Genomic DNA, 21,818 nt, shown 5'->3' with positions numbered 1-21,818 from the left:
GCTCCTGATCACGAATTGGAGGCTACTGCATGTCCGGCAGTCCGGGTGTGCAGCATGGCGGCAAGCTCGTCAGGTCCGGGTAGGACGGCCGGCTCAAGGGTGAAGTCGTGCCGCACATAGACAAAGGCGGCACGAACCGCCTCGAGGGGAATCCCCGACAGTTGCGACCACGCCACCCGGTAGGCGGCCAGTTGAATAAACAGCGGTGCCCGTTTGGCCGGTTCTGGGACGGCCCCGGTTTTCCAGTCGACGACGAGGGCACCGTCACCGTCGGCGAAGACTGCATCCATGCGACCGCGCACCACGGTGCTACCGATAACGGTTTCGAAGCCAACTTCCACTTCGACGGGTGTCCGGTCGGCCCAGGGAGAGGCCAGGAACTTGCTCCGCAGCAGGTCCAGGTCTTCTTCGGCGGCACCCGGGACAGCGTCGGCTGCACCGGGCAGCTCATCGACGTCGAGGAGTCTTGTGGCCCCGAAGCGTCGTTCCACCCAAGCGTGGAACGCGGTGCCGCGGCGGGCCATCGGATTGGGTCGAAATGGAACCGGACGACGCAAGCGCGCGGCAAATGCTTGGTCGTCGGAGTCCAGTTCCACCAGTTGGCTCACCGACAGGTGACCGGGGAGTTCCACCTCCACGAGTTTCTCGGTGGTGCGGGCACGTTCGTCGAGCAGAACTCGCACTTCCCGCTGCCACTCCTGCGCGTCGAGGTCTGCGGGTTCGGGGTCGGCGACGGCAAACAGGGCCCGTTCGGCGCGGGCCGTGTCGACCAACTCGGCGGCAGCGACCATCGGTAGTCGGCGATCCCCGAGCAGGTCGACCGGCCAGGGAACCGACACCTGCTGCTCGGTCAGTGGGTTTGTGGCGTCTTCCTCCGGCGGAAGTGCGTCGATGTCGATGCTCATCCCCGTCGGGTCGACGTCCGGGACGTTACCGGCTGCGGCATCGGCGACCAGCGCGGCGATCTCGGTGTAAAAATCGGAGCCACCGCGCGGCTTGTCGCCGGTCTCGGACCAGTGATGAGCCGACACCAGGAGGGTGTGCTTGGCGCGGGTCAGGGCGACGTAGAGAAGTCGTCGATCTTCTTCGAGGCGCCGCTCCCCGATCGCTTCTTTGTGGTCGTCGATGGCGCCTTCGAGTTCTTTCCGGTCAGCGACTTCGGTCAGATCGAGCGGTGGGAAACCTTCGTCGCCGTCCCGCGAGAGATCACCGCGTAGTTCGGCGGGCAGTTCGCGCGCCGAACCGAGCCATGTCGTTTCTGCCTTTCCGCCGGGAAAGATGCGTTGGGCCACATGCGGCAGTGCCACCACATCCCATTCGAGGCCCTTGGCCGCATGCACGGTAAGAATCTGCACTCGCTGCGCAGCAACTTCCACCTGGCCGGCCTCCAGGCCCTTCTCAACGGTTTCGGCGGCATCGAGGAACGCCAGCAGTCCGGACAAGGTGGCACCGGAACGCTCCGAATAGTGGGTCACGTACTCGGCGAAGGCATCGAGATGCTCGCGACCGGTCACTTCACCGCGCATACGACGAGCCCGAATCTGTGCTTCGACCGCGACGCCGATGGTTTGTTCGACGTCGGCAACAAGTTCGGGAAGTGGCTGTCCGATCCGGCGTCGTAGTCCTTCGAGCTGTTTGCCGAACGTTGAGATTCGCTCGAATCCAGCTGCACTGTAACGGCTTTGGTCGCCGGGGTCGGCGAGCGCATCGCACACTCCGGCGGAGTCGACGGACTCGCCGGGCAGGGCGGCGTCGAGGGCTTCGTCGAGCGCTTCCCGACTGGTGACCGCACCCGTGGTTGCACCGTTGGTGCCTGCGGCGAGTTCGCGGGCCCGGCGCCACAGCGCGGCCAGGTCGGCTGCACCGAGTTGCCAGCGTGCGCCAGTCAGCAGGCGCATAGCCGCGGTTCCCGCCATCGGGTCGGCCATCAACCGCAATGTGGCGACGATGTCGGTGATCTCGGGAACGTGGAGCAGTCCCCCGATGCCAACCACCTCGGCGGGAATACCGCGCCGTTCCAGTTCGGCGGCCAACGGGGCCGAGTCTTCGTTGCGACGCACCAGGATGGCGGTGGTGGGCGGCGGGACCTCGTCGCGCTGCGCGGCGACGTAATAGTCCTCGATGATGTCAGCAATCCAGTTGCGTTCGTCGATCACGGTCTCCGTCAGCGCCAACCGCACGGTTCCTGCGGGAGCATCCGGGCGCGGGCGCAGTTGGCTGACCGGGACGCCACGGCGCCGCAGTTCCTCCGACGTTTGGTTTGCCAAATACAGTGCACCGACGCAGTTGCGCCAACTGGTCAGCAGTTCCTTGCGTGGCGCGTCGCGACTGTCGGGCCGCGGGAAGTCGCGCGCAAAGCGCGGCAGGTTGGCCGCCGAGGCACCACGCCAGCCGTAGATCGACTGGATGGGATCGCCGACCGCGGTGACTGCGATGGTCCGTCTGCCGCCAACGCTGTGTCCCCCAAACAGCGACGACAGCAGGATCCGCTGCGAGTGGCCGGTGTCCTGGTATTCGTCGAGCAACACCGCTCGAATGCCGGATCGTTCCGCGTCGACCACTTCGGGGTGCTCACTGACCAGCCGTGCCGACAGCGACATCTGGCTGCCGAAGTCCAACGCCCCCTGCGCGGCCATGGCTTGCCGCAGGGCCAGGACCAGGGGTATCAGTTCGCGGCGTTCGTCCATCACCGCCTGGATTTTGCGGAGTTGACCGTTCGGTTCGGCACGCTGCCCCGGGCCCTTGGGGAGCGTGTCGATCATCCGGTACAGGTCCGCACCCGCCGCCTCCAGGTCATCGACGTCAACGAGGTGTTCTGCCATTTCTGAGTACAGGCGCAGCACTGCCTCGGTGACCGACGACGGCACCTTTGAGGTGTTGAGCTCGCCCGGCCATGTCGACACCACGGAGAACGCCAACTGCCACAGTTCAGCTTCGCTCAGGAGCGTGGCGGTCGGCTCGACGGGCAGCAGCAGTCCGTAGTCGGAGATGAGGCGGCCTGCGTAGGCGTGGTAGGTGCTGACTTCGGCGTCTGCGCTGCGCAAACGGCTGGCGAGTTCGCCACCCGGATCCCACTCCATCAGTGCCGGACTCCCGGCCAGCATCGACAGTCGACGCCGGATGCGAGCTGCCAATTCACTGGCGGCCTTGCGGGTGAAGGTGAGGCCAAGGATCTCTTCGGGGCCGACAAGCTTGTTCGCGACGAGCCACACCACGCGGGAAGCCATCGTCTCGGTTTTGCCGGCACCCGCGCCAGCGACCACCAGCATCGGTTCCATCGGCGCCTCGATGACCTGAACTTGTTCGTCGGTCGGTGACGGCAGACCGAGAGCTGCGGCTAGCGATCGCGCGCCAATGCGGGGCCGTTCGTGGTGGTTGGTCATGAAGTCGTCAGTCATCGGTGACCGCTTTCCCCCGAAGTTGCGCCGGGCAGGAAGCAACCAGCCCGCAGTGACTGCATCCGCTGTTGGGTGTCGCCGTGAACACCGGGCCGATACTGGCCTGGGCGGCGTTGCGCACCACGCCGATCCATTCCTGCACTTGATCTGGCGTCAGCGGATCCTGCACGCGTTCGGCGGCACCGGTCTTTTTGTTGGCGCTGGCCACATATACGAGGCGGCCACCGCCGGGCTCCTGGCCGCTGAGTTTGAGCGCCAACTGATACGTCGCTAGCTGGGGGTGTTCTTGGGCATCAATGGCACGGACCGGGTTTTTGCCGGTCTTCACGTCAACCACCACTGGCCGCCCGGAACCATCAGCTTCGAGACGGTCGATGCGCCCGATGAGTCGTACCGGAAGCAACGCATTCCCGTCATCGTCGACCCCGGTCGGCAGGGTCGCATCTACCTCAACTTCCACCCCAGCTTCGGTCAGCTGATCGCGCGAGACCCGGAGCCAGTCACGGAAATTCGTGAGCATGCCTTCGGCGCGTTCGAGTTCTCGGTGGCTGTACCACTCGGCGGGCGAGGCCACCCGACCCCACACCTCGTGCAGTGCCGAGTTGACCTCGGCGCGGTCGAGTTTGCCAGCAACGGCCTGCACCAGGGTGTGAACGAGGGTGCCGGTGACGGCTTGTTCGGCATCACCGTCGCGGCCGCCGTGCCGTTCGAGCATCCACCGCAAGGAACAGCGCGTGAGGGCGTCAATGTTCGACGGCGACAGCGTCCGCGGCCCCTGTTCCGGAGTCCACAGCGGAGTCCCGGTGCTGGGACCAACCAGCCCAAACCAGTCGGCGGGGGCTGCGCCCGGTACCCCTGCTTGTGCGAGGTCGGCCAGTAGCGAGGCTGCGACGCGGGTGCGTTCGTCGGGCCCGCCGTCGGCATCCGCCCCAGACACGGCGACCGCACGCAGTTCCGCAACCAGCGACGGCAGGGACAGCACCCGCCGGACGCCGGGATCGAGCGGAATGTCGTCGGTTGCGTCGGCTTCCGGGTCGGTGTCGGATCCGTAGCCGCCGATGGCGTCGGCGATCTCTGGAATAAACCGTGATGGCGAGGCGTCACCGCTACCGTCTTCGACGGCCGTGACCAGTAGGCGACTGCGGGCGCGAGTGCACGCCACCAGCAGCAGTCGCCGTTCGTCTGCGAGCATCACCGAGCCCCGCGCGATGGTGTTCAGCGCATCGGCACCGATGCCGTCGAGCAAGTCAATGAGTGCCGGGGTACCGAGGATGCTGCCGCGGCTGCGCAGCGACGGCCACAATCCGTCGAGCACGCCGGGAACGGCCACGACTTCCCATTCGCGGCCGGCAGCCGCGTGCGCCGACACGACGGCCACCGACTCCGATCCCGAAACCGCGATGCGCGATTCGCGCGGAATCTGCAGTTGCCCAAGGTATTCGACGAAGGCGAGGGTGCCAGCGGCAGGCAAGTTGTCGGTGAACGTGCCCGCAGCCTCGAACATCGCGAGCATCGCGTCGAGGTCACGGTCAGCTTGATCGCCGCCGCGCCCGCCCCGCAACGATTGGTCGGTCCACCGACGTTCGAGCCCGCTGGCTTGCCACGCGCGCCACAGGGTTTCCTCGACACCCACCGCCGTCTGATTCGCCAGCCGGGCGGCATTAATGACCTTGCGGAGATGTTTCAGCGAATACGACTCAAACTCGGTGAGCCCGCTCAGGTAGTGGTCCATCTGGTCGGGGTCGCCGAGGGCTCGGCCCAGCGAAAGCAGCGAATCGGAGTCACGTCCGTTCGCCTCGTCGACTCGACGGATACCGCGACGAAGACGCCGCAACTGGGTCGGGTCCGCTCCCCCTACCGGTCCAGACAGCAGCGCGATTACTTCGTCCGGATCGAGGAGTCGATCGTCGGCGGCCACCCGCAAAACAAGTGTGAAGGCTTCGACGGCACGCTGACGGTGGATGGGGATGTCGCTGGTGGGAGTGGCCATCGGTACACCGGCCGAGGAGAACGCCCGTCGCAGCGCGGGCAGGGCCCGCGGCACCGAACGAACAATCACGGCCATCTGCGACCACGGCACGCCGTCGAACAGATGGGCTCGTCGCATCAGATCGGCGACGGCCGTGGCTTCTTTGGCGGTCGAAGAGAAGACGCGTACGTCGGCGCGGCCGGGATCTCCGGTGCCCGCATCCGGGTATGGATGCGGGCGGGCACCTGGAAGCCGTCGCGCCAAGGCCCGGCCCACCCCGTTGACTGCGGCCAAACTGCGGAAGTCGTTGGTGAGCGCCAGGTTTCGGGAGGGATCGTCGGCTGCTAGGCCGTCGGCGAACTTGGGGTCCGCACCGCGGAAACCGAATACTGACTGATCGGTGTCGGCGGTGATGACCGTGGAGTCAGCGCCAGTTCCGACCAGTCGCACCAGGAATGCTGCCTGCGGGTCGAGGTGCTGGGCATCGTCGACCAGCAAGTGCCGGATGCGTTGCCGTTGGCCGGCCAGTACCTCGGGGTCGGTGGCAAAGGCAGAGAGCGCCGAGCCGATGAGTTCGGCGGCATCGACGGCGGTGACGCTGGCTTCGGGCGCGTCGAGTCCGACCGCCCCGCGAAGCAGCAACCCTTCCTCGTATTGGCGGAAGGCATAGCCAGCGGCCACCCACTCCGGACGATTGTGTTCGCGGCCAAGGTCAGCGAGGTCGCTGGGGCCTAAGCCTCGCTCAGCGGCACGCATCATGAGGTCGCGGAGAGCTTGGGCGAATCCATCGGTGGTGAGGGCGGGTCGCAACGACTCGGGCCAATAGTGCGCGCCGTCCTCCACGTCGCCTGCCAAGAGTTCGCGCAGGATCACGTCTTGTTCGGAGCCGGTTATCAGTCGCGGCGGAGGGTTACCGTGCGCGGACGCCTGTAGCCGCAGGACGGCGAAGGCGTAGGAGTGAATCGTACGCACGAGCGGTTCGCGCAAGGCTCCGCCAAGGCTGCCTCCCGCCGACAACACGCGCCGGGTGATCTCGGTTCGCAAAGCGGTGGCCGCCCGCCGGTTGGCGGCCAACACCAGCACCGATTCCGGTTCCACCGCCGGATGCAGGATCCGGGCGACGGCCGCGTCGACGATGAGGGCCGTTTTCCCGGTCCCCGGACCACCCGTAATCCGCCAGGGCCGCCATGGCTTTGCGGGATCGACGCGGTGCGATCCGTCGACCACCATTGCGACGTCGGCCGGCCATCGACGACTGACGTCGGCGTGTGCCGGCGCAGCCACGAGTCGAGTACCGGGTCTGGTCATGCACCCATGGAATCATGCCCATCTGACAATTCTGCAGGCCCCTGCACGAACATCGACGGCTGCGGTCGGCGCCACGTCACCGCAGCGACGTTCGCCTGCCGCACTACAGTTGTGGCATGGCCGAATCATCCTCGCGGAGCCAGCCCCGCGCCTTGAACACTTACCTGTTCGGCCCCGAAGACTCCGAGTTGATCGTCCTCGCGGTGCACGGGCTCACCGGCCATGGGCGACGCTGGGAATCTCTGGCCGCCGATCTCCTACCCGGTGTGCGTGTTATTGCTCCGGACTTGCTGGGGCACGGGCGCAGTCCCTGGCAGCCACCGTGGAGTATCACCGATAACGCCGATGCCCTGGCGCAGGTCCTCGACCGCCATCTGCCGAGCGGACGCCGCGTCGTGATTCTCGCGCACTCCTATGGCAGTGCCATCAGCCTGGCGCTTGCCGAGGCTCGCCCCGACGCGATTGCCGGGCTGGTGTTGCTCGATCCCGCGCAGGGTTTGGATGCCGAGTTCGCCGGAACCATCGCTGAAGCGGCAATGGCGCATTGGGGCAACACCGACGCCGACGATGCGCGCGCCGCCAAGCGCATGGAGGGCTGGAACGAAGTTCCACCCGAAATCCTGGATGCCGAGATCGCCGAGCACCTCGTCGATACGCCTGACGGTCGAGTCAGCTGGCGCGTTTGCGCACCGGCGGCAGCGATGGCGTGGAGTGAGATGACGGACCGATTCCGCATCCCGCCTGCGGGTATCCCAACCCACGTTGTGGTGGCCGACCGCGTACAACCGTCTTTTGTCCGCCCCGAATTCTTGGCGGCGTGTGCCGCCGAGCGGGCCGACACCGTAACCGTGCACCACGTCGACACCGAGCACATGATTCCGTTCCTGGCGCCGGAGTTTTGCGCCGAACTCGTCCTGGACCTCCTGTAGGCGAACGATGGCAGCGGTCACCGAAGCACAGGTTGAGCAGGTGCGCGCGCTCATTGCTGCGGTCCCCGAGGGCATGGTCACCACGTATGGCGATCTCGCGGACGTCGTCGGGTTGTCGAGCCCGCGGATCGTCGGCTGGATTATGCGAACCGACTCGGCCGACCTGCCCTGGCATCGAGTGGTCCCGGCGTCCGGTCGACCCGCCGCCGGTTTACGGGCCCGTCAGCTGGCGAAGTTGCGCGACGAGGGCGTGCGCGTAGTCGACGATCGCGTCGATATGAAGGTTCATCGGATGGTTTGGAAAGCACCGACTTCCGACTGACTCCAAAGTTTTTGGCGCGGTTTCGCTAGACCATCATCCGAACGAGGTCCACGACGCGAGTCAGACCGGGGAGGGCACCCGTGGTTGAACGGGGGTGCAGACCATGCACGGCGAGCCGAAACATCACGGCGCGCAACATCATCTGCGGCCATTCCGGATGGTGCGACCACCGATCAATGAGATCTTCGCTCGCTCCACCCCACGCCAACGCGTCAACAACGACGACCGCTGCGGCCCACGACGCCGGGCGCCAATACGGAACGATGTCGGTGATGGCGGGCGCGGCGGCACCCGCAAACAGCACGGTGCCGAAGAGATCCCCGTGGACCACCTGAGGCTGCAGGTCGACGGGCTTGCGGAGTTTGCCGAGCACCTTGACCTCGGCGATGCTCCGTTGGCCGTCCTCCGTGACCGGGTCGTCCATGCCAGCTGCGCGTGCGGTGCGCAACGGTACGTCTTCCCATGCCGCACGGTCTGCGGCGACGAAAACATCGACGTCGTTGAACGGCGGGGCGGGTTGTTGCAGCATGAAGCGCGGGCGCTCGAACTTGGCGGTCGCTTCGTGCAGTCGGTCAGCGAGGGCAACAACTTCGTCGTACCGCGGTTCCGGACTCCCCGCCACGTAAGTATCGGCGCGCCAGCCCGAGACCACGTACCGGCCATCGGACGCGCGGATTGGCCGAGCGATGCGCATCCCCTCGACATAGAGATGCTCGCGGGCGGTTGCCGACCAGGCGGCGCGCGCATGGTCCGGGACCAGCGTGAGGACCACTTCACCAACACGCCAGCCCGCACCATCCATCGCAATGGGCGGATGTGCGGTGAGCCCGAAGGTCGTTAACACCTGCTCGGGCGGAGAGGCAATGGTGGTCACGAGGCTCAGATTACCCAGGACACCACCGCTTTTCGGTCAGCGACACCGGCGGGCGGACCCCCAAATGTCAATTCAGCGGTATCCAGCCGGGCGTGTCAGTACATCGGCATCGTCGGGTCTACCTGCGCCGCCCACGCCGCAATTCCCCCTTGCAAATGGGTGGCGTCGCCGAACCCCGACCGCTTCAACGAAGCCAACGCCTCGGCCGACCGGATACCCGTCTTGCAGTACAGGATGATGGGTCGATCATGCGGCAGATCGCCCAGTGCGCGACCGGACGTGATCTCACCGGAAGGTATGAGCACCGCACCATCGATCTTGTTGATCTCGAACTCGACGGGCTCGCGCACATCAATCAGCGCCGGCGGCGTCTCGGAGCGGAGAGCGGCCTCGACTTCGGCCGGGGTCAAGGTGGACCCAACGGCCGCCGCCGTTGCCTCGTCGGACACCACACCGCAGAACTCGTCGTAGTCGATGAGCGCGGTAACGGCAGCCCCCGCCGGATCCTTACGAACTTGGACGGTGCGGTACGTCATGTCGAGGGCGTTGTAGACCATGAGGCGTCCCAGGAGCGGTTCCCCGATACCGCAGATGAGTTTGATCGCCTCGGTGCCCATGATGGAACCGATCGATGAGCACAAGATCCCGAGCACGCCGCCCTCTGAACACGACGGCACCATCCCCGGCGGCGGTGCCTGCGGATATAGGTCGCGGTAGTTGATGCCACGACCGTCAGGGGCGGCCTCCCAGAACACTGACACCTGGCCCTCAAACCGGTAGATCGAACCCCACACGTACGGTTTGCCCGCCAGAATCGCGGCGTCGTTGACCAGGTACCGGGTGGCGAAGTTGTCGGTGCCGTCGAGGATCAGGTCGTACTGCTTAAACAGGTCCACGGCGTTCTCCGGTTCGAGCCGAAGATTGTGGAGGCGAACGTTAATGTGCGGGTTGATCTCTAGCATCGAGTCCCGCGCGCTCTCGATCTTGAGGCGTCCGACGTCGTGCACTCCGTGAATGATCTGACGTTGCAGATTGGAAGTTTCGACGACGTCGAAGTCAACGATCCCGATGGTCCCGACTCCGGCCGCTGCCAAGTACATCAGCGTTGGAGCACCGAGGCCGCCAGCACCCATCACGAGGACTTTCGCGTTCTTTAGCCGCTTCTGACCGGTCATGCCGATGTTCGGAATGATGAGGTGGCGACTGTAGCGAGCTACCTCATCTCGGCTCAACTCCGCTACGGGTGCAACAAGCGGCGGCAACGACGACATAGCTGAAAGTCTCGACTACTTACTGGGGAAGGGCCAGGCGTTGGGCTTGCAGACCAGGCTGCGGTCGGCTTCCATCCCGGGATCGAGGGCCATGATTTGGGCGTTGGCGGTGCCGAACGTCTGTTGCATCATGATCGGCGCAAGCGCACCGTTTTCCTTGCACGGCTGATGTTTCTCGTAGCCGATACCGTGGCCGACTTCGTGATTGATGAGGTACTGGCGGTAGAACAGGTCGTCGCCCTCAAACGACTGCGCGCCCCGGATCCAGCGGGCCTCATTGAGGACCACGCGCTTGTCCGGTGGGTAATAGCAGGAACTCTCCAGCTTGATTTGGTAGCCGCACAGTTGACGCGTGGTATCGGTCGAAGACAGCGAGATCCGCAGGTCCGGATTGCCGGTGGCGATGCGCCGGAATGACACCTTGCCTCCACCGATCCAACTCTTTTCGTTCGACAGCGTGTTCTGCACGAGTTTCGCGTAGCTCGCTTCGCCACCGAAGTCTTGCGGGTTAAGACCGTCCTCCACTTCGACGGTGTACGTGTACACCTGGTTCGACGTCCCAACTTTGGCACTCGTGCCGTTCACCGGGTGAAAGACGCGTTGGCCCTTGTGGGTAAACGGTCCGCCCGGCGGTAACGCGCCAGCCGGGAGTGCAGCCTCTTGGATTTCCCCGGAAGGAGCACCGATCGGCGTCGTCTCTTCCTGCTGCACATCTGGGTTCCGGACGTCGTTCCCGGTGATCGTCGCCTCGGCGGGCGCGGCGGGCTCGTTGTGTTGGAACGTCAGCACCAGCAACGCCACGGTGAGTGCCGCAAGCACCGGGATGGCGTACGCGCGCCACCCGTAGGTGCTGACAAAATTGCCAAGGGCGCTGCGCTTGCGGCGCTCCACCCGCTCGGCGCGAACTCGTCCCGAGTCGGCGATGGGGTCCCACCGAGCACGCAGCGGCTGGTCGGGCCGCGGTCGACGGGGACGTTGCGTCCCTGGCTCAGGTGTACCGGTCACGCCTCAACTTTCTCACAGATGGCCTTGGGCACCGCACATCTACCCGCCGATTCCGCGATCCCAAAGCTGTGATCGCGCCCTCTCCTAGTACCATTTAGGAATGTCCTCTCCCAGTTCTCCCACGTCGGCCACGGAAGGCAGCGGGCGCACCAGCACCCGGCTTCCGCGCAGTGCACGCCGCCGTCAACTCCTCGACGCAGCGAGCGAAATCTTCGTCGAACGGGGTTATCACTCTGCGGGAATGGACGAAATTGCCATCCACGCGGGTGTTAGCAAACCCGTTTTGTACCAGCACTTCCCGTCCAAGTTGGACCTCTACATCGCGGTTGTCGACTCGCATGCGGACAAGCTGGTGTCCGAGGTTAATCGGGCCCTATTGACGACCAGTGACAACCGCCAGCGCGTACAGGTTGCGGTGGAAGCGTTCTTCGATTTCATCGACGATGACAACTCCGGCTACCGCCTAATTTTCGCTTCGGACGCCATGGATCCGGCCGTTATTCGCCGCGTTGAGGGTGCCACCGAAGCCTGCGTCGACGCGGTTTACGGTCTTGTGATGCAAGACTCAGGCATGGATCCGTACCGCTCGCGGATGCTGGCCGCCGGCCTCGTTGGCGCGAGTGTGGTCAATGCCCGCTACTGGGTCGACGCCAGCCGCCCCATCGACAAGCAGAGCGCCATCGACACCACCGTCGCCCTCCTGTGGGGCGGTTTGGCTAGCGTCCCAATGATGAACGCGTCGAACGAATAGCTCCCTGACCGTGTTCTCGCACTACGGCGCGTACACCGCTGTCTCGAAGCGCTGGTAGTTGTTCCAGGCGGTTGGGTCGGCGAGCGGGAGGACCTGCGTGGCCCACATTCCGGCGATATCGGCACTGCGGTCGATCCAGAAGTACAGGTTCGCCAATCCCGCCCAGCCCAGGGAACCCGCAGAGCGTCCGGTGGGGCCTTGCTCGTCGTTGACGAGGAACGAGTACGCCCACGAGGCTGGCTGGCCGGGGAAAAACTCGAAGTCGCGGGCGATCACCGGATCCACGCTCCGCATCGGATGCACGTGTTGATTATTGGTGAGGCCATTGCGAGTGGCCCATTTGACGGTCTCGGTACTCAGCACCCGACCACCGTCAGCTACACCGTCGCGCAGCCACATTTGGAGAAAGCGCACGTAGTCGGGCACCGTCGAATAGAGGCCCTGCCCACCCATCTGCACCTCGGGTGACTGCGGCATGACCATTCGAGTGGCCTTCAGCCCGCCGTCGGGAAGGCGGAGATGCACGGTCGCCCTCCGCTCGCTCATCGAAGCGGTCAGGAAGAAGCCAGAACTGTCCATGCCAATCGGTGTGAAAACCCGCTCCGCGAGCACCTCGTTAAGGCTTGCCCCGCGCACCGCTTCGACGATGCGGCCCGCCCAATCGATATTGCTGCCGTAGTTCCACGATGAACCGGGTTCAAACAGCAACGGTGTCATCAACGATGCTTCCGCCGCGGTGGCGATATCCGGGTAGTGACCGTCGCGAACCAGGCGCCGGTAGTTGTCGCTGAAGAACGGGTACGCGAATCCAGCCGTGTGCAACAGCAGCATCCGCGTCGTGATGGGTGTGCGGACTTGTCGAATCCGGGGACCGCCGTCGTCGGCGAAGCCGTCGAGCACACCGACTTCCCCCAGCAGGGGAAAGTACTCCGCCGCCGGTGCGTCGAGGTCCAGGAGTCCGTCCTCGACGCATTGCAGAACCGCCGTCGCGGTCAGCGGCTTGCTCGCCGAATACAGGGCTAGGACGGTGTCGGCCGTCATCGGCTGGTCCACGGTTCGACGGCCCGCAGCGCCGGTGTAGATGGTTCCGCTGGCACGCGTCACGGAAGCAACCACGCCCGGGAGTCGATGCGCTTCCGGCCCGACGACTGCTTCGGAAAGCAGTGCGTCGAGCCGGGTCGCGTTCAGTTCTGCCATGAATTTTTATTGGATGAAGGGAGGTACCTAGGCTGCGCCAAAGCCGACGCGACGGTTCTCGGCGCTACCAACCTCGACGTAGGCGATCTTGCTTGCCGGGACCAGCACGCGCGATCCTTTATCGTCGGTCAGCGACAGCACTGCGTCGGTGCCGTCGAGGGCCCGTTCCGCCGCCGCGTAGACCTCCTCGGCCTTCGCTGAAGTGCTGAAGCCCAACTCGCGGGGGCTGTTCTCAATACCGATCTTGACATCGACGCTCATGGTTTCGAATCGTACTCGTCAGGCGAGATTAAGGTCCGCCATCCGCTGCGCGTGGCGGGCCGCCATGTTGTCAAAGAAACCGGCCGCATTGGCAAGGGTCGCGTTCCCATCGAACAAGAGGGTCATCACGTCCTCCTCCTCGGCCAAAACCCACTGCATGTGGGTGATTGCTTCGCCGAGCAAGCGTCGACCCCAAAGTGCCAGCGGCGAGGCGACCGCCGGGTTGTCCGCGACCGCGGCCCGCACCTGGTCAACAGCAAACTGGGACGACCCCGTCTCGGCCATCACCGACCTCATTGTCGGGCGCACTTCCTCGGGCATCATGTCGGCGACTTCGGCGTAGAAGTCTGCCGCTAAGCCGTCACCGACGTGCATTTTCACCAGCACTTCGAGCCAGGAGGTCGGCATGGTGACGCGGTGGTATTCGTCGAACACGCGATGGTGCGCGGTGAGTGCGGATTCCGGATTGCCGCCGCTCACGGTGATCTGCTCGGCCAACACCTCGTAGTGACCCATCTCGCTGGCGATCAGACGAGCAATCGCCAACCGGTCGGCCAAAGTCGGTGCCATCGATGACTCATCCATCAGCCGAGAACACGCGGCAAACTCGCCCGCGAGGAGGACTTCGTACAGCTTTCGGATGGCGGCAGCGTTGTTCGACATGCCAGTCAGAGTATGCAAGGCGGTACACTAGATTCCAGACGTGTGGCCGATCCACCCGCCGAATGCACAATTCTCGGCGACCCACACCGGTTGCGAGCGGCACGTCAGACTTTGAGCGCGCACCTCGCTACAGCCCAAGATCTCGCGGTTTTCCCTGTGTGCGTGCATGAACACTCGAGAGGCTTGAACTACATATGACCACGGATTCCACGGTGGATACCACCACCGCAGGTGCCACGAAAGCCGACGACGACGTCGTTACGACGATCGTCGCCGAAGACCACGCCGCACCCACTTTTGCTGAGCTTGGCGTCGATCAGGCGCTTGTTGACGCGCTGATTGCGGATGGGAAGACTCACACTTTTGCCATTCAGGAGCTGACGCTTCCGCTGGCGATGGCTGGCTCTGATCTCATCGGCCAAGCTCGCACCGGCATGGGCAAAACGTACGGCTTCGGCATCCCCATGCTGCACCGACTGCTCCACACCGAAGAGACGGGTCTGCGCGCGCTCGACAACACCCCGCGCGCCCTGGTGATCGTCCCGACTCGCGAGTTGTGTGTCCAGGTCACCGAAGACCTCGAAGTCGCCGCCAAGGGCGTCGACGTGACCCTGGCCGACGGCCAGGTTCGCCCGCTGAAGCTCGTCTCAATCTACGGCGGCCGCCCCTACGAGCACCAGATCGCCGAACTTCAGTCCGGCGTCGACGTTGTCGTCGGCACGCCCGGTCGACTTCTCGATCTGGCACAGCAGGGCCACCTGGTCCTCGGCAAGGTTGCCGTGCTGGTGCTCGACGAAGCAGACGAGATGCTCGACCTGGGCTTCCTGCCGGACATTGAGCGCATCATGGGTGCCCTGCCGACAGACCGTCAGACCATGCTGTTCTCGGCGACGATGCCCGGTCCGATCGTCACCTTGGCGCGCACCTTCCTGAACCGTCCGACGCACATTCGCGCCGAGCACGCGAATGACTCGGCCGTCCACGAGCGCACCACCCAGTACGCTTACCGCGCGCACGCGCTCGACAAGGCTGAACTCGTGGCACGCGTCTTGCAGGCCGAGGGCCGTGGGGCGACGATGATCTTCACCCGCACCAAGCGCACCGCGCAGAAGGTAGCCGACGACCTCGCCGAGCGCGGTTTCTCCGTCGGTGCCGTTCACGGCGACCTCGGCCAGGTGGCCCGAGAAAAGGCCCTAAACAAGTTCCGTGAAGGCAAGATCGACGTCCTGGTAGCGACCGACGTCGCGGCACGCGGTATCGATGTCGATGATGTCACGCACGTGATCAACTACCAGTGCCCCGACGACGAAAAGACCTACGTGCACCGCATCGGTCGTACCGGCCGCGCCGGTCGTACCGGTATTGCCATCACGCTCATCGACTGGGACGAACTGCACCGATGGTCGTTGATCGACAAGGCTCTCGGCCTCGATATGGCCGATCCGGTCGAAACCTACTCGACTTCCGATCACCTGCTCGAAGAACTCAATATCCCGGCCGATGCCAACGGTCGAGTCGGCGCGCCGACCAGCGCTCCGGATGAGCGTCGCCGTGAGCCGCGCGAGCCTCGGGCCGATCGCCCGAAGCGTGAGCGTCGACGTACCCGCGGCGGCCAGAGCGACGCCGCTGCCAAGACCTCGGCCGACACAACTGTGGCCGACAAGCCTGCTGCCACCGCTACCGAAGGTGCCGGCGAGCCTGGCGCCGAGGGCGGTGCCCGTCGTCCGCGTCGGCGCCGTCGCCGCAGCGGTGCCGGTTCAAAGCCCTCCGCCACGCCAAGCGAATGATCCGCCACGCCAAGCGAATGATCCGCCACGCCGAGCGAATAGTTTTCACATATTCTCGCGAGAATGGGACAGATCAAACCTGAGCGGCGCACCCGCACCGACCTGATCGCTACCGCAGTGATTGCGGCGATCGTGGTTGTTGCGGGTGTTCTCGTGTGGTGGACCTCTTCGGCGAGGCAGAGCGAGTCGGTGCCCGCAACATCGGACGCCCCGATTCAGCTGCCTGCGGAGAACGTGCCGCGACAGGTTTCGGTGAGCTGGTCGACGCCGTCGGAGGTGACGGCCATCCCGCAGATCACCCGCGACTCAGTGGTGTCCGCAAACGGTGGGACCGTCGTTGCCCACGCGGTGGCTGACGGCAAGCAGCGGTGGCGTTACAGCCGTAATTTGCCGCTGTGCGCAACGGCTGCGGGCTGGTCCGGCGGAGACAACAGTGTGCTTGCCGTGTTTCGAAATTCGCGCGGTTGCAGCGAAGTGATGTCCCTTCGCGCCAGCACCGGTACTCGTCACATGTCTCGCAGCAGCGACGCCGACTCCGAGGTGCACCTGTCTATCGATTCCAGCTATGCCCTCCTGTACGGACCAACCCGTTTGGAGACGTGGGGTTCCAATCTGGTCCGTGGCATCGAGTACGGCCGTATCGATGCACCCGTCAATCCGGATGTGACGCCAGGTCGCTCCGAATGTCGCCTCTATTCAGCGTTGTCCGGTGCCGATCGGGTCGCGTTTGTGGAACGCTGCGACGGCGACCCGGGCTATCGACTGACAGTCCTGAGTTCCAATCTGACGAGCGATGAAAAGATCCGCCAGTGGGGTTCCACGCTGATCACGACATCTGCGAGCAGTCCCCCGCCCCGCGTTATTGCTGCCACCGACTCCACGATTGCGGTTTACGACGGCGGCGGCGATCAGACGGGTGCCGTCGGTGTGCCCGGCGGCCCGCGCATCCGCCTCTTCTCGCCGCAGGCCGAGGTGCGCGCCGATCATCCCGTCGCGGGTGATCCGGGGGCTCCCGTCCGCAGTGAGCCGATCGCCGAGCAGGGCGTCATTTCGTTTTGGACCGGGAAGTCGACAGTGGTGCTTGATGCCACGAATGCCACACCCCTGTTTCAGGTCGCAGGCAGCATCGGTGCTGGCACCATTATGGCTGGTCAGCTGTTGGTGCCCATGCCGGGAGCGATTAGCGTACGCCGCGCCTACGACGGTCGCGAAGAGTTTGTTATCCCCGTCGACCGCAAGGACGCCGCAGGCCGCGAACCCGCTGCCCCGGTCTCGCTCCGCGTGATCGGCTCCACCATCGTGGAGCAGCGCGATTCAAACCTGGTAGCCCTGCACTAGCGCGCCGCTACTCTGCTTCGGGTTCGTAGGTGCGGAGTTTGCCGCCCTGCCACGATTGGGCGAGGTTGTCGGCCAATTCCCGGTAGGCCGTCGCGCCCTTGTTTTTGCGTCCGCGCATCACCGAGGCTCCGGAAGCGGAGGCTTCGGCAAACCGGACGGTCCGCGGGATTGGCGGCAGTAACACCGGCAGGTCATAGCGGTCACTCACATCCGACAGGACGTCGCGGCTATGTGTGGTGCGCGCGTCGAAGAGGGTGGCGACAACACCCAGCAACTTGAGGTCGGGGTTGGTGATCTGCTGGACTTCGGTGACGGTTCGCAGCAGTTGCCCCACGCCACGGTGCGCCAGCGTTTCACACTGCAACGGCACCATCACTTCCTGAGCCGCGGTCAAACCGTTGAGAGTCAGCACACCCAACGACGGTGGGCAGTCGATGAGGATGACGTCGTAGTCTTCGGCGACCTCGGCGAGCGCACGCTTGAGCGCATACTCGCGGCCCGGCCGCATGAGGAGCAGAGCTTCGGCACCGGCGAGGTCGATGGTAGCGGGCAGGAGGGTGACCCCATCCTCGGTAGCCAGGAGCACATCCGCTATCTCTTCGGCACCAATCAGCACATCGTGCACGGACTTTTCGAGTTGGTCAGGGTCATGCCCCAGCGAAAAAGTGAGGCATCCCTGCGGGTCGAGGTCGACGACGAGGACAGAGAAGTCCCTATCGGCCAGCGCCGCACCGATCGACGCGGTGGTGGTGGTCTTCGCCACACCACCTTTCTGATTCGCAATAGCTAGGGTGCGCGTCATAGGCACCACCATACGGTGGCACGAATCATGCCTATCGCTTGGCGTCCGGAGGCAGTTCGTCGGCATTGAGCCACGTCACCGAGGCCGGAGCAAACAGCAGCGCCAGGATCGCCAAAGCGATGATGGCGACCGGAACGCCAACCTGTGGCAACCCACTGCCGGTAATCAGCGTGTACGCAACGGGCAGCAACAAGATCTGGGCCATCAACGAAAGCCCACGGCCCCAACGCTTTCCGCGTGTCAGAGCCATTCCGCCGGCGGCGACAGCACCGCCAATCACGATGAACCAGGCCGCGGTTCCATACCCGCTGATGGCGGCTTCATGGTGGCCTGCGGCCTCTCGCACGATCAGAACGACGGCGACGATCAGCCCCAGCGCACCTTGGGCTGCCGTGGCGAAACCAGCCCAGCGGAGGGTACTGGGAACGGTGGGTTGCTCGGGTGCTGGGAAGGAACTACTCACCGCATCAGCCTATGGCGCGACACCCTCGAATCGTGAATTGGGCCCGCGGCGGATATCGTGGTGCCTCGTGCGCGTCATGCTCATTACGAACCCGTTCGCCACCTTCACCACGCCTGAAGGTCGTGACGCGCTGGCCCATACCCTCGCTTCCCGCTACGAGGTGGTCGTCGAGCACACCGCACACCGCGGGCATGCAGGCGAACTCGGCGCACGTGCCGTAACCGAGGGGTTCGACGCGGTGGTCGTGCATGGCGGTGATGGCTCAGTCAATGAGGTCGCCAACGGCATCCTTGGTTCGCCAGATGCCCTCCCCCGCGATCCGTCGACGCTCCCGGCGCTCGGTGTGGTTCCCGGCGGCAGCGCGAACGTCTTCGCCCGCGCGCTCGGAATCGACCGCGACCCCCTCGCGGCCACCGCTTTGATCATGACGATGCTTGACCGGCGTGAACGGCGCACCATTAGTCTCGGCCACACTGCGGGCCGCTGGTTCCTCTTCAACGCAGGCATGGGCATGGACGCGATCGTCGTCAGGCGAATGGAAGAACTGCGCCACAAAGGCCGCAAGGCGACCGCTGGCCGCTACTTTCGGACCACGCTCAGTTCTTTCTTCCGCCCGTCGGTGACTCCCCCGTCATTCACCGTCGAAGTGCCCGGCCACGACCCCGTGGACGGGGTCCGTTTCGGTTTTGTCAGCAATACCGGCCCGTGGACCTACTTTGGTGCTCGCGAGATACGGACAAATCCGGGAACGGACTTTGACCACGGCCTCGGAATTTTCGCCGCTACTTCTGTGTCCGTGCCGCGCAATATTCTGCTCGGTGCCCGACTGCTCGCAGGCGTCGAACCCAAAGCCCGCCATCTCTTCCGCCAGGACGATGTGGACTGGGTTCGTTTCACCTCACCCGAGCCTGCCGACGTCCAGATTGACGGCGACTACCTGGGGTTATTCGAAAAGTTGGAGTTCGGCCACCGACGCGGCGTACTCGATGTGGTTGCACCCCCGAAGACCGTTTAACCCCTGGGCTACCGGCCGGTAAGCACGAGTTTGACTTCTTGCCAACCCCTTGTGACGTATACGGCAATCGCGAAACAACCCTAGCCAAGGATCGACACACAGTAGTACAACAGTAAATGACGCAATCAACCACCCCTGCCAAGCGACGTCCTGCGCCCCAAGCCAGGTGATCCCCGGAACCCGGCGATCTCGGATTGCACACTGTCAAAAATGACCATGATGCAAGCTCGCGCTCATAGCGCCGCAAAGCTTTGAAGGAGTATGTAATGGATTGGCGCCACAAGGCCATTTGTCGTGACGAGGATCCGGAACTGTTCTTCCCGGTTGGCACCTCTGGACCGGCAATCGCCCAGGTCGCGGATGCCAAGTTGGTTTGCCAGCGTTGCCCTGTCACCGCTGACTGCCTCGCATGGGCTCTCGAGACCGGCCAGGACGCCGGCGTCTGGGGCGGTATGAGCGAAGACGAGCGTCGCGCGCTGAAGCGTCGCAATGCGCGCACTCGCGCACGCAGCGCCGTCTAAAGACACGCACTCTGCAGAGGAACCCTGGCCGTGACGGCCAGGGTTCCTCTGCGTTTAGGTTAGCGCTGGCCTAATCAGCGCAGCGGAACGTCGATGACGACCTGCGCGCCAATACCGGCGGGGCCCGGCCGCAACTCGATGCTGCCGGACAAGTCGTTCGACACCAGGGTGCGAACAATCTGCAGGCCGAGTCGGTCGGAAGTGTTGAGGTCGAAGCCGTCGGGCAGACCGCTTCCATTGTCGGTCACCAAAACCTGGAGGCCACGCACGTCGCGAATGGCTCCGATAACGATCTCCGCACCTTCGTTCCCGGAGGTGAACCCGTGCTCAATGGAATTTTGGATAACCTCGGTCAATACCATCACCAAGGGCATAGCCAGATCGGCGGGCAAGACGCCAAGGCGACTGTCTCGGCGCACCGTGACCCGGGTGGCACCATCGGGTAGCCACACGTCGACAAGCGAGGTCCCCAAGCGGTCCACCACGGTATCGAGATCGACTTCTTCATCGACACTGCCGGAAAGCATCTCGTGCACCAGGGCGATCGACGAGACCCTGCGGACGGCTTCACCGAGTGCCGCGATCGTCTCCGGGTTACCCGACCGACGTGACTGCAAACGCAGCAGTGCCGAGACACTCTGCAGATTGTTCTTCACCCGGTGATGAATCTCGCGGATCGTCGCATCTTTGCTAATGAGGGCTAGGTCGCGGCGTCGGACTTCGGTCACGTCGCGGATCAGCAGGACCGCCCCGCGCGACTGTCCACCCGTTTGCAGCGGTACCGCGCGAAGCAGGACCGTCGCGCGCCGCGCGTCAAGTTCCATCCGCAACGCCAGTTCGGGTGCGGGCAACGACCCCGCGCCGACCGTCCCCGCAGCGGCCTCGATCATCGCCCCCGCTTCTGCGGCTTCAAACGGATCGGTGAGCAGTTCGCTAAGCACCTTGGGTAGTCGTACCCCACCGAGATCGGTGGTCCACCCCATGCGGTGCACAGCCGACAGTGCGTTGGGACTGGCGTAGGTGACGGCACCGCCAGCCGCGAGGCGAATGAAACCGTCGCCTGCACGCGGTGTTGACAAGCCCAGCGTGTTGGCCTCGTCGAGCGGAAAGGTCCCTTCGACGACCATCGCGCACAGTGCTTCCGCGGCGTCCCGATACGCCGACTCCAGCGGTGACGGGGGACGAGGGTCGGAGGCATCCCCCGCACGCCCGAGGACGGCAATAACCTGCCCCTCAAACGACACTGGGATGGCGACCCGATCGATCAGCAGATTGCCGAATCGCGTCGCCAAGCCTTCGCGTTCGATCTCACCCGACCGCAGCGCCACCGGCATCAGCGGATTAGCCCCCTGCGGGCTTGCGGGTTGATCGACGCGACGCTCCACCTCATCGCGGGGAAAGACGGTCGCCGCCGTGTTCGGGCGCACCTGTGCCACATACACCAGGTGCTCTCGTTCGATCGTGTCGTCGTCGACGGGAACTGCGAGGAGGTAGTCCGCAAATGACAGGTCAGCGAGCAACTGCCATTCGGCGACGAGTCGCTGCAGATGCTCGGCAGCCGAGGCCGACAGGGTGGTGTGCTCGGCGAGCAGATCGGTCAGGGTTGCCATGGGCTCAGATTGGCAATCTCTAGATCAGCCCGGCTATGCCGCGTCAGTCCCGCTGGTAGGTGGCGATGATGTCGCCAGCCTGGATCACGTCACCGACGTTGACCTTGACCTCGGCGAGGACGCCAGCGTCCTCGGCCAGGACGGGGATCTCCATCTTCATCGACTCGAGGAGCACCAGGGTGTCGCCAACCTCGACGCTCTGACCGGCCGTCACCGACACTTCGAGCACAGTCGCAACGATTTCATTGATCACGTCTTCCGCCATGGGAGCAATGGTAACCGAGCGCCTGTTCGGGCGGTCAGGTTGTTGGTGCGATTTCCTGGACAACGCGCT

General features: G+C 64.6%; 19 protein-coding genes. 7 read left to right on the top strand and 12 right to left on the bottom strand.

What is annotated here, in order from left to right:
• Nucleotides 1-8 precede the first annotated feature (8 nt).
• Together AC1L34_RS00290 and AC1L34_RS00285 are read right to left on the bottom strand one after the other, a co-directional pair.
• Entirely contained in the window at nucleotides 9-3,398 is a 3,390-nt protein-coding gene (locus AC1L34_RS00290; RefSeq protein WP_480035012.1) for an ATP-dependent helicase, read from the bottom strand.
• The gene (locus AC1L34_RS00285) at nucleotides 3,391-6,675 is read right to left on the bottom strand and encodes an ATP-dependent helicase (RefSeq protein WP_424323546.1); all 3,285 of its coding nucleotides are present in this window, start codon (nucleotides 6,673-6,675) and stop codon (nucleotides 3,391-3,393) included. The genes AC1L34_RS00290 and AC1L34_RS00285 overlap by 8 nt, the downstream gene beginning before the upstream one ends.
• A gap of 116 nt (nucleotides 6,676-6,791) precedes the next feature.
• Between AC1L34_RS00285 and AC1L34_RS00280 the strand changes: the two genes are divergently transcribed.
• Nucleotides 6,792-7,604: an alpha/beta fold hydrolase gene (locus tag AC1L34_RS00280; protein WP_424323547.1), complete on the top strand. Its 813-nt coding sequence runs from the start codon at nucleotides 6,792-6,794 to the stop codon at nucleotides 7,602-7,604.
• A gap of 7 nt (nucleotides 7,605-7,611) precedes the next feature.
• Nucleotides 7,612-7,926: an MGMT family protein gene (locus tag AC1L34_RS00275; RefSeq protein ID WP_424293462.1), complete on the top strand. Its 315-nt coding sequence runs from the start codon at nucleotides 7,612-7,614 to the stop codon at nucleotides 7,924-7,926.
• A gap of 25 nt (nucleotides 7,927-7,951) precedes the next feature.
• Here the strand turns inward: AC1L34_RS00275 and AC1L34_RS00270 are convergent, their stop codons facing one another.
• The 3 genes from AC1L34_RS00270 to AC1L34_RS00260 all read right to left on the bottom strand — a co-directional run bounded on the left by AC1L34_RS00270 (nucleotide 7,952) and on the right by AC1L34_RS00260 (nucleotide 11,076).
• Nucleotides 7,952-8,800: a TIGR02569 family protein gene (locus tag AC1L34_RS00270; protein WP_424293463.1), complete on the bottom strand. Its 849-nt coding sequence runs from the start codon at nucleotides 8,798-8,800 to the stop codon at nucleotides 7,952-7,954.
• A gap of 95 nt (nucleotides 8,801-8,895) precedes the next feature.
• Entirely contained in the window at nucleotides 8,896-10,071 is a 1,176-nt protein-coding gene (gene moeZ / locus AC1L34_RS00265) for an adenylyltransferase/sulfurtransferase MoeZ (RefSeq protein ID WP_424293464.1), read from the bottom strand.
• 15 nt (nucleotides 10,072-10,086) lie between these two features.
• Nucleotides 10,087-11,076: a DUF3152 domain-containing protein gene (locus AC1L34_RS00260; RefSeq protein ID WP_480035011.1), complete on the bottom strand. Its 990-nt coding sequence runs from the start codon at nucleotides 11,074-11,076 to the stop codon at nucleotides 10,087-10,089.
• Nucleotides 11,077-11,176: 100 nt separating this feature from the next.
• Between AC1L34_RS00260 and fasR the strand changes: the two genes are divergently transcribed.
• Complete coding sequence (gene fasR / locus AC1L34_RS00255; RefSeq protein WP_424293466.1) at nucleotides 11,177-11,827, top strand: HTH-type transcriptional activator FasR; 651 nt, start codon at nucleotides 11,177-11,179, stop codon at nucleotides 11,825-11,827.
• 21 nt (nucleotides 11,828-11,848) lie between these two features.
• Here the strand turns inward: fasR and AC1L34_RS00250 are convergent, their stop codons facing one another.
• From AC1L34_RS00250 to AC1L34_RS00240, 3 genes are read right to left on the bottom strand one after another with little or no spacing between them, the layout of a single operon-like run.
• Nucleotides 11,849-13,024, bottom strand: a complete 1,176-nt coding sequence (locus AC1L34_RS00250; RefSeq protein WP_480035010.1) for a serine hydrolase domain-containing protein — start codon at nucleotides 13,022-13,024, stop codon at nucleotides 11,849-11,851.
• A 27-nt stretch (nucleotides 13,025-13,051) separates the two neighbouring features.
• Nucleotides 13,052-13,285, bottom strand: a complete 234-nt coding sequence (locus tag AC1L34_RS00245) for a DUF3107 domain-containing protein (RefSeq protein WP_424293468.1) — start codon at nucleotides 13,283-13,285, stop codon at nucleotides 13,052-13,054.
• An 18-nt stretch (nucleotides 13,286-13,303) separates the two neighbouring features.
• Entirely contained in the window at nucleotides 13,304-13,948 is a 645-nt protein-coding gene (locus AC1L34_RS00240; protein WP_424293469.1) for a ferritin-like fold-containing protein, read from the bottom strand.
• A gap of 194 nt (nucleotides 13,949-14,142) precedes the next feature.
• Between AC1L34_RS00240 and AC1L34_RS00235 the strand changes: the two genes are divergently transcribed.
• Both AC1L34_RS00235 and AC1L34_RS00230 read left to right on the top strand, forming a co-directional pair.
• Nucleotides 14,143-15,735, top strand: a complete 1,593-nt coding sequence (locus AC1L34_RS00235; RefSeq protein ID WP_424322214.1) for a DEAD/DEAH box helicase — start codon at nucleotides 14,143-14,145, stop codon at nucleotides 15,733-15,735.
• Between the two features lie 63 nt (nucleotides 15,736-15,798).
• Complete coding sequence (locus AC1L34_RS00230; protein WP_424323548.1) at nucleotides 15,799-17,073, top strand: Rv3212 family protein; 1,275 nt, start codon at nucleotides 15,799-15,801, stop codon at nucleotides 17,071-17,073.
• A 7-nt stretch (nucleotides 17,074-17,080) separates the two neighbouring features.
• Here AC1L34_RS00230 and AC1L34_RS00225 read toward each other — a convergent pair whose 3' ends face one another.
• Together AC1L34_RS00225 and AC1L34_RS00220 are read right to left on the bottom strand one after the other, a co-directional pair.
• Nucleotides 17,081-17,875, bottom strand: a complete 795-nt coding sequence (locus tag AC1L34_RS00225; RefSeq protein ID WP_424293472.1) for a ParA family protein — start codon at nucleotides 17,873-17,875, stop codon at nucleotides 17,081-17,083.
• A 31-nt stretch (nucleotides 17,876-17,906) separates the two neighbouring features.
• Nucleotides 17,907-18,338 (bottom strand): hypothetical protein, encoded by a 432-nt coding sequence (locus tag AC1L34_RS00220; protein WP_424293473.1) that lies wholly within the window; start codon nucleotides 18,336-18,338, stop codon nucleotides 17,907-17,909.
• Nucleotides 18,339-18,405: 67 nt separating this feature from the next.
• Between AC1L34_RS00220 and AC1L34_RS00215 the strand changes: the two genes are divergently transcribed.
• Both AC1L34_RS00215 and AC1L34_RS00210 read left to right on the top strand, forming a co-directional pair.
• Nucleotides 18,406-19,353, top strand: a complete 948-nt coding sequence (locus tag AC1L34_RS00215) for a diacylglycerol/lipid kinase family protein (RefSeq protein WP_424293474.1) — start codon at nucleotides 18,406-18,408, stop codon at nucleotides 19,351-19,353.
• 266 nt (nucleotides 19,354-19,619) lie between these two features.
• The gene (locus AC1L34_RS00210) at nucleotides 19,620-19,874 is read left to right on the top strand and encodes a WhiB family transcriptional regulator (RefSeq protein WP_009679257.1); all 255 of its coding nucleotides are present in this window, start codon (nucleotides 19,620-19,622) and stop codon (nucleotides 19,872-19,874) included.
• Between the two features lie 74 nt (nucleotides 19,875-19,948).
• Here AC1L34_RS00210 and AC1L34_RS00205 read toward each other — a convergent pair whose 3' ends face one another.
• Together AC1L34_RS00205 and AC1L34_RS00200 are read right to left on the bottom strand one after the other, a co-directional pair.
• On the bottom strand, nucleotides 19,949-21,484 hold the full coding sequence (locus AC1L34_RS00205) for a sensor histidine kinase (protein ID WP_424293475.1): 1,536 nt from the start codon (nucleotides 21,482-21,484) through the stop codon (nucleotides 19,949-19,951).
• A 43-nt stretch (nucleotides 21,485-21,527) separates the two neighbouring features.
• Complete coding sequence (locus AC1L34_RS00200; RefSeq protein WP_424293476.1) at nucleotides 21,528-21,749, bottom strand: biotin/lipoyl-binding carrier protein; 222 nt, start codon at nucleotides 21,747-21,749, stop codon at nucleotides 21,528-21,530.
• Nucleotides 21,750-21,818 lie beyond the last annotated feature (69 nt).

The organism is Gordonia sp. 34D, from assembly GCF_056682775.1.
This window is presented reverse-complemented; position numbering and strand designations above follow the sequence as displayed.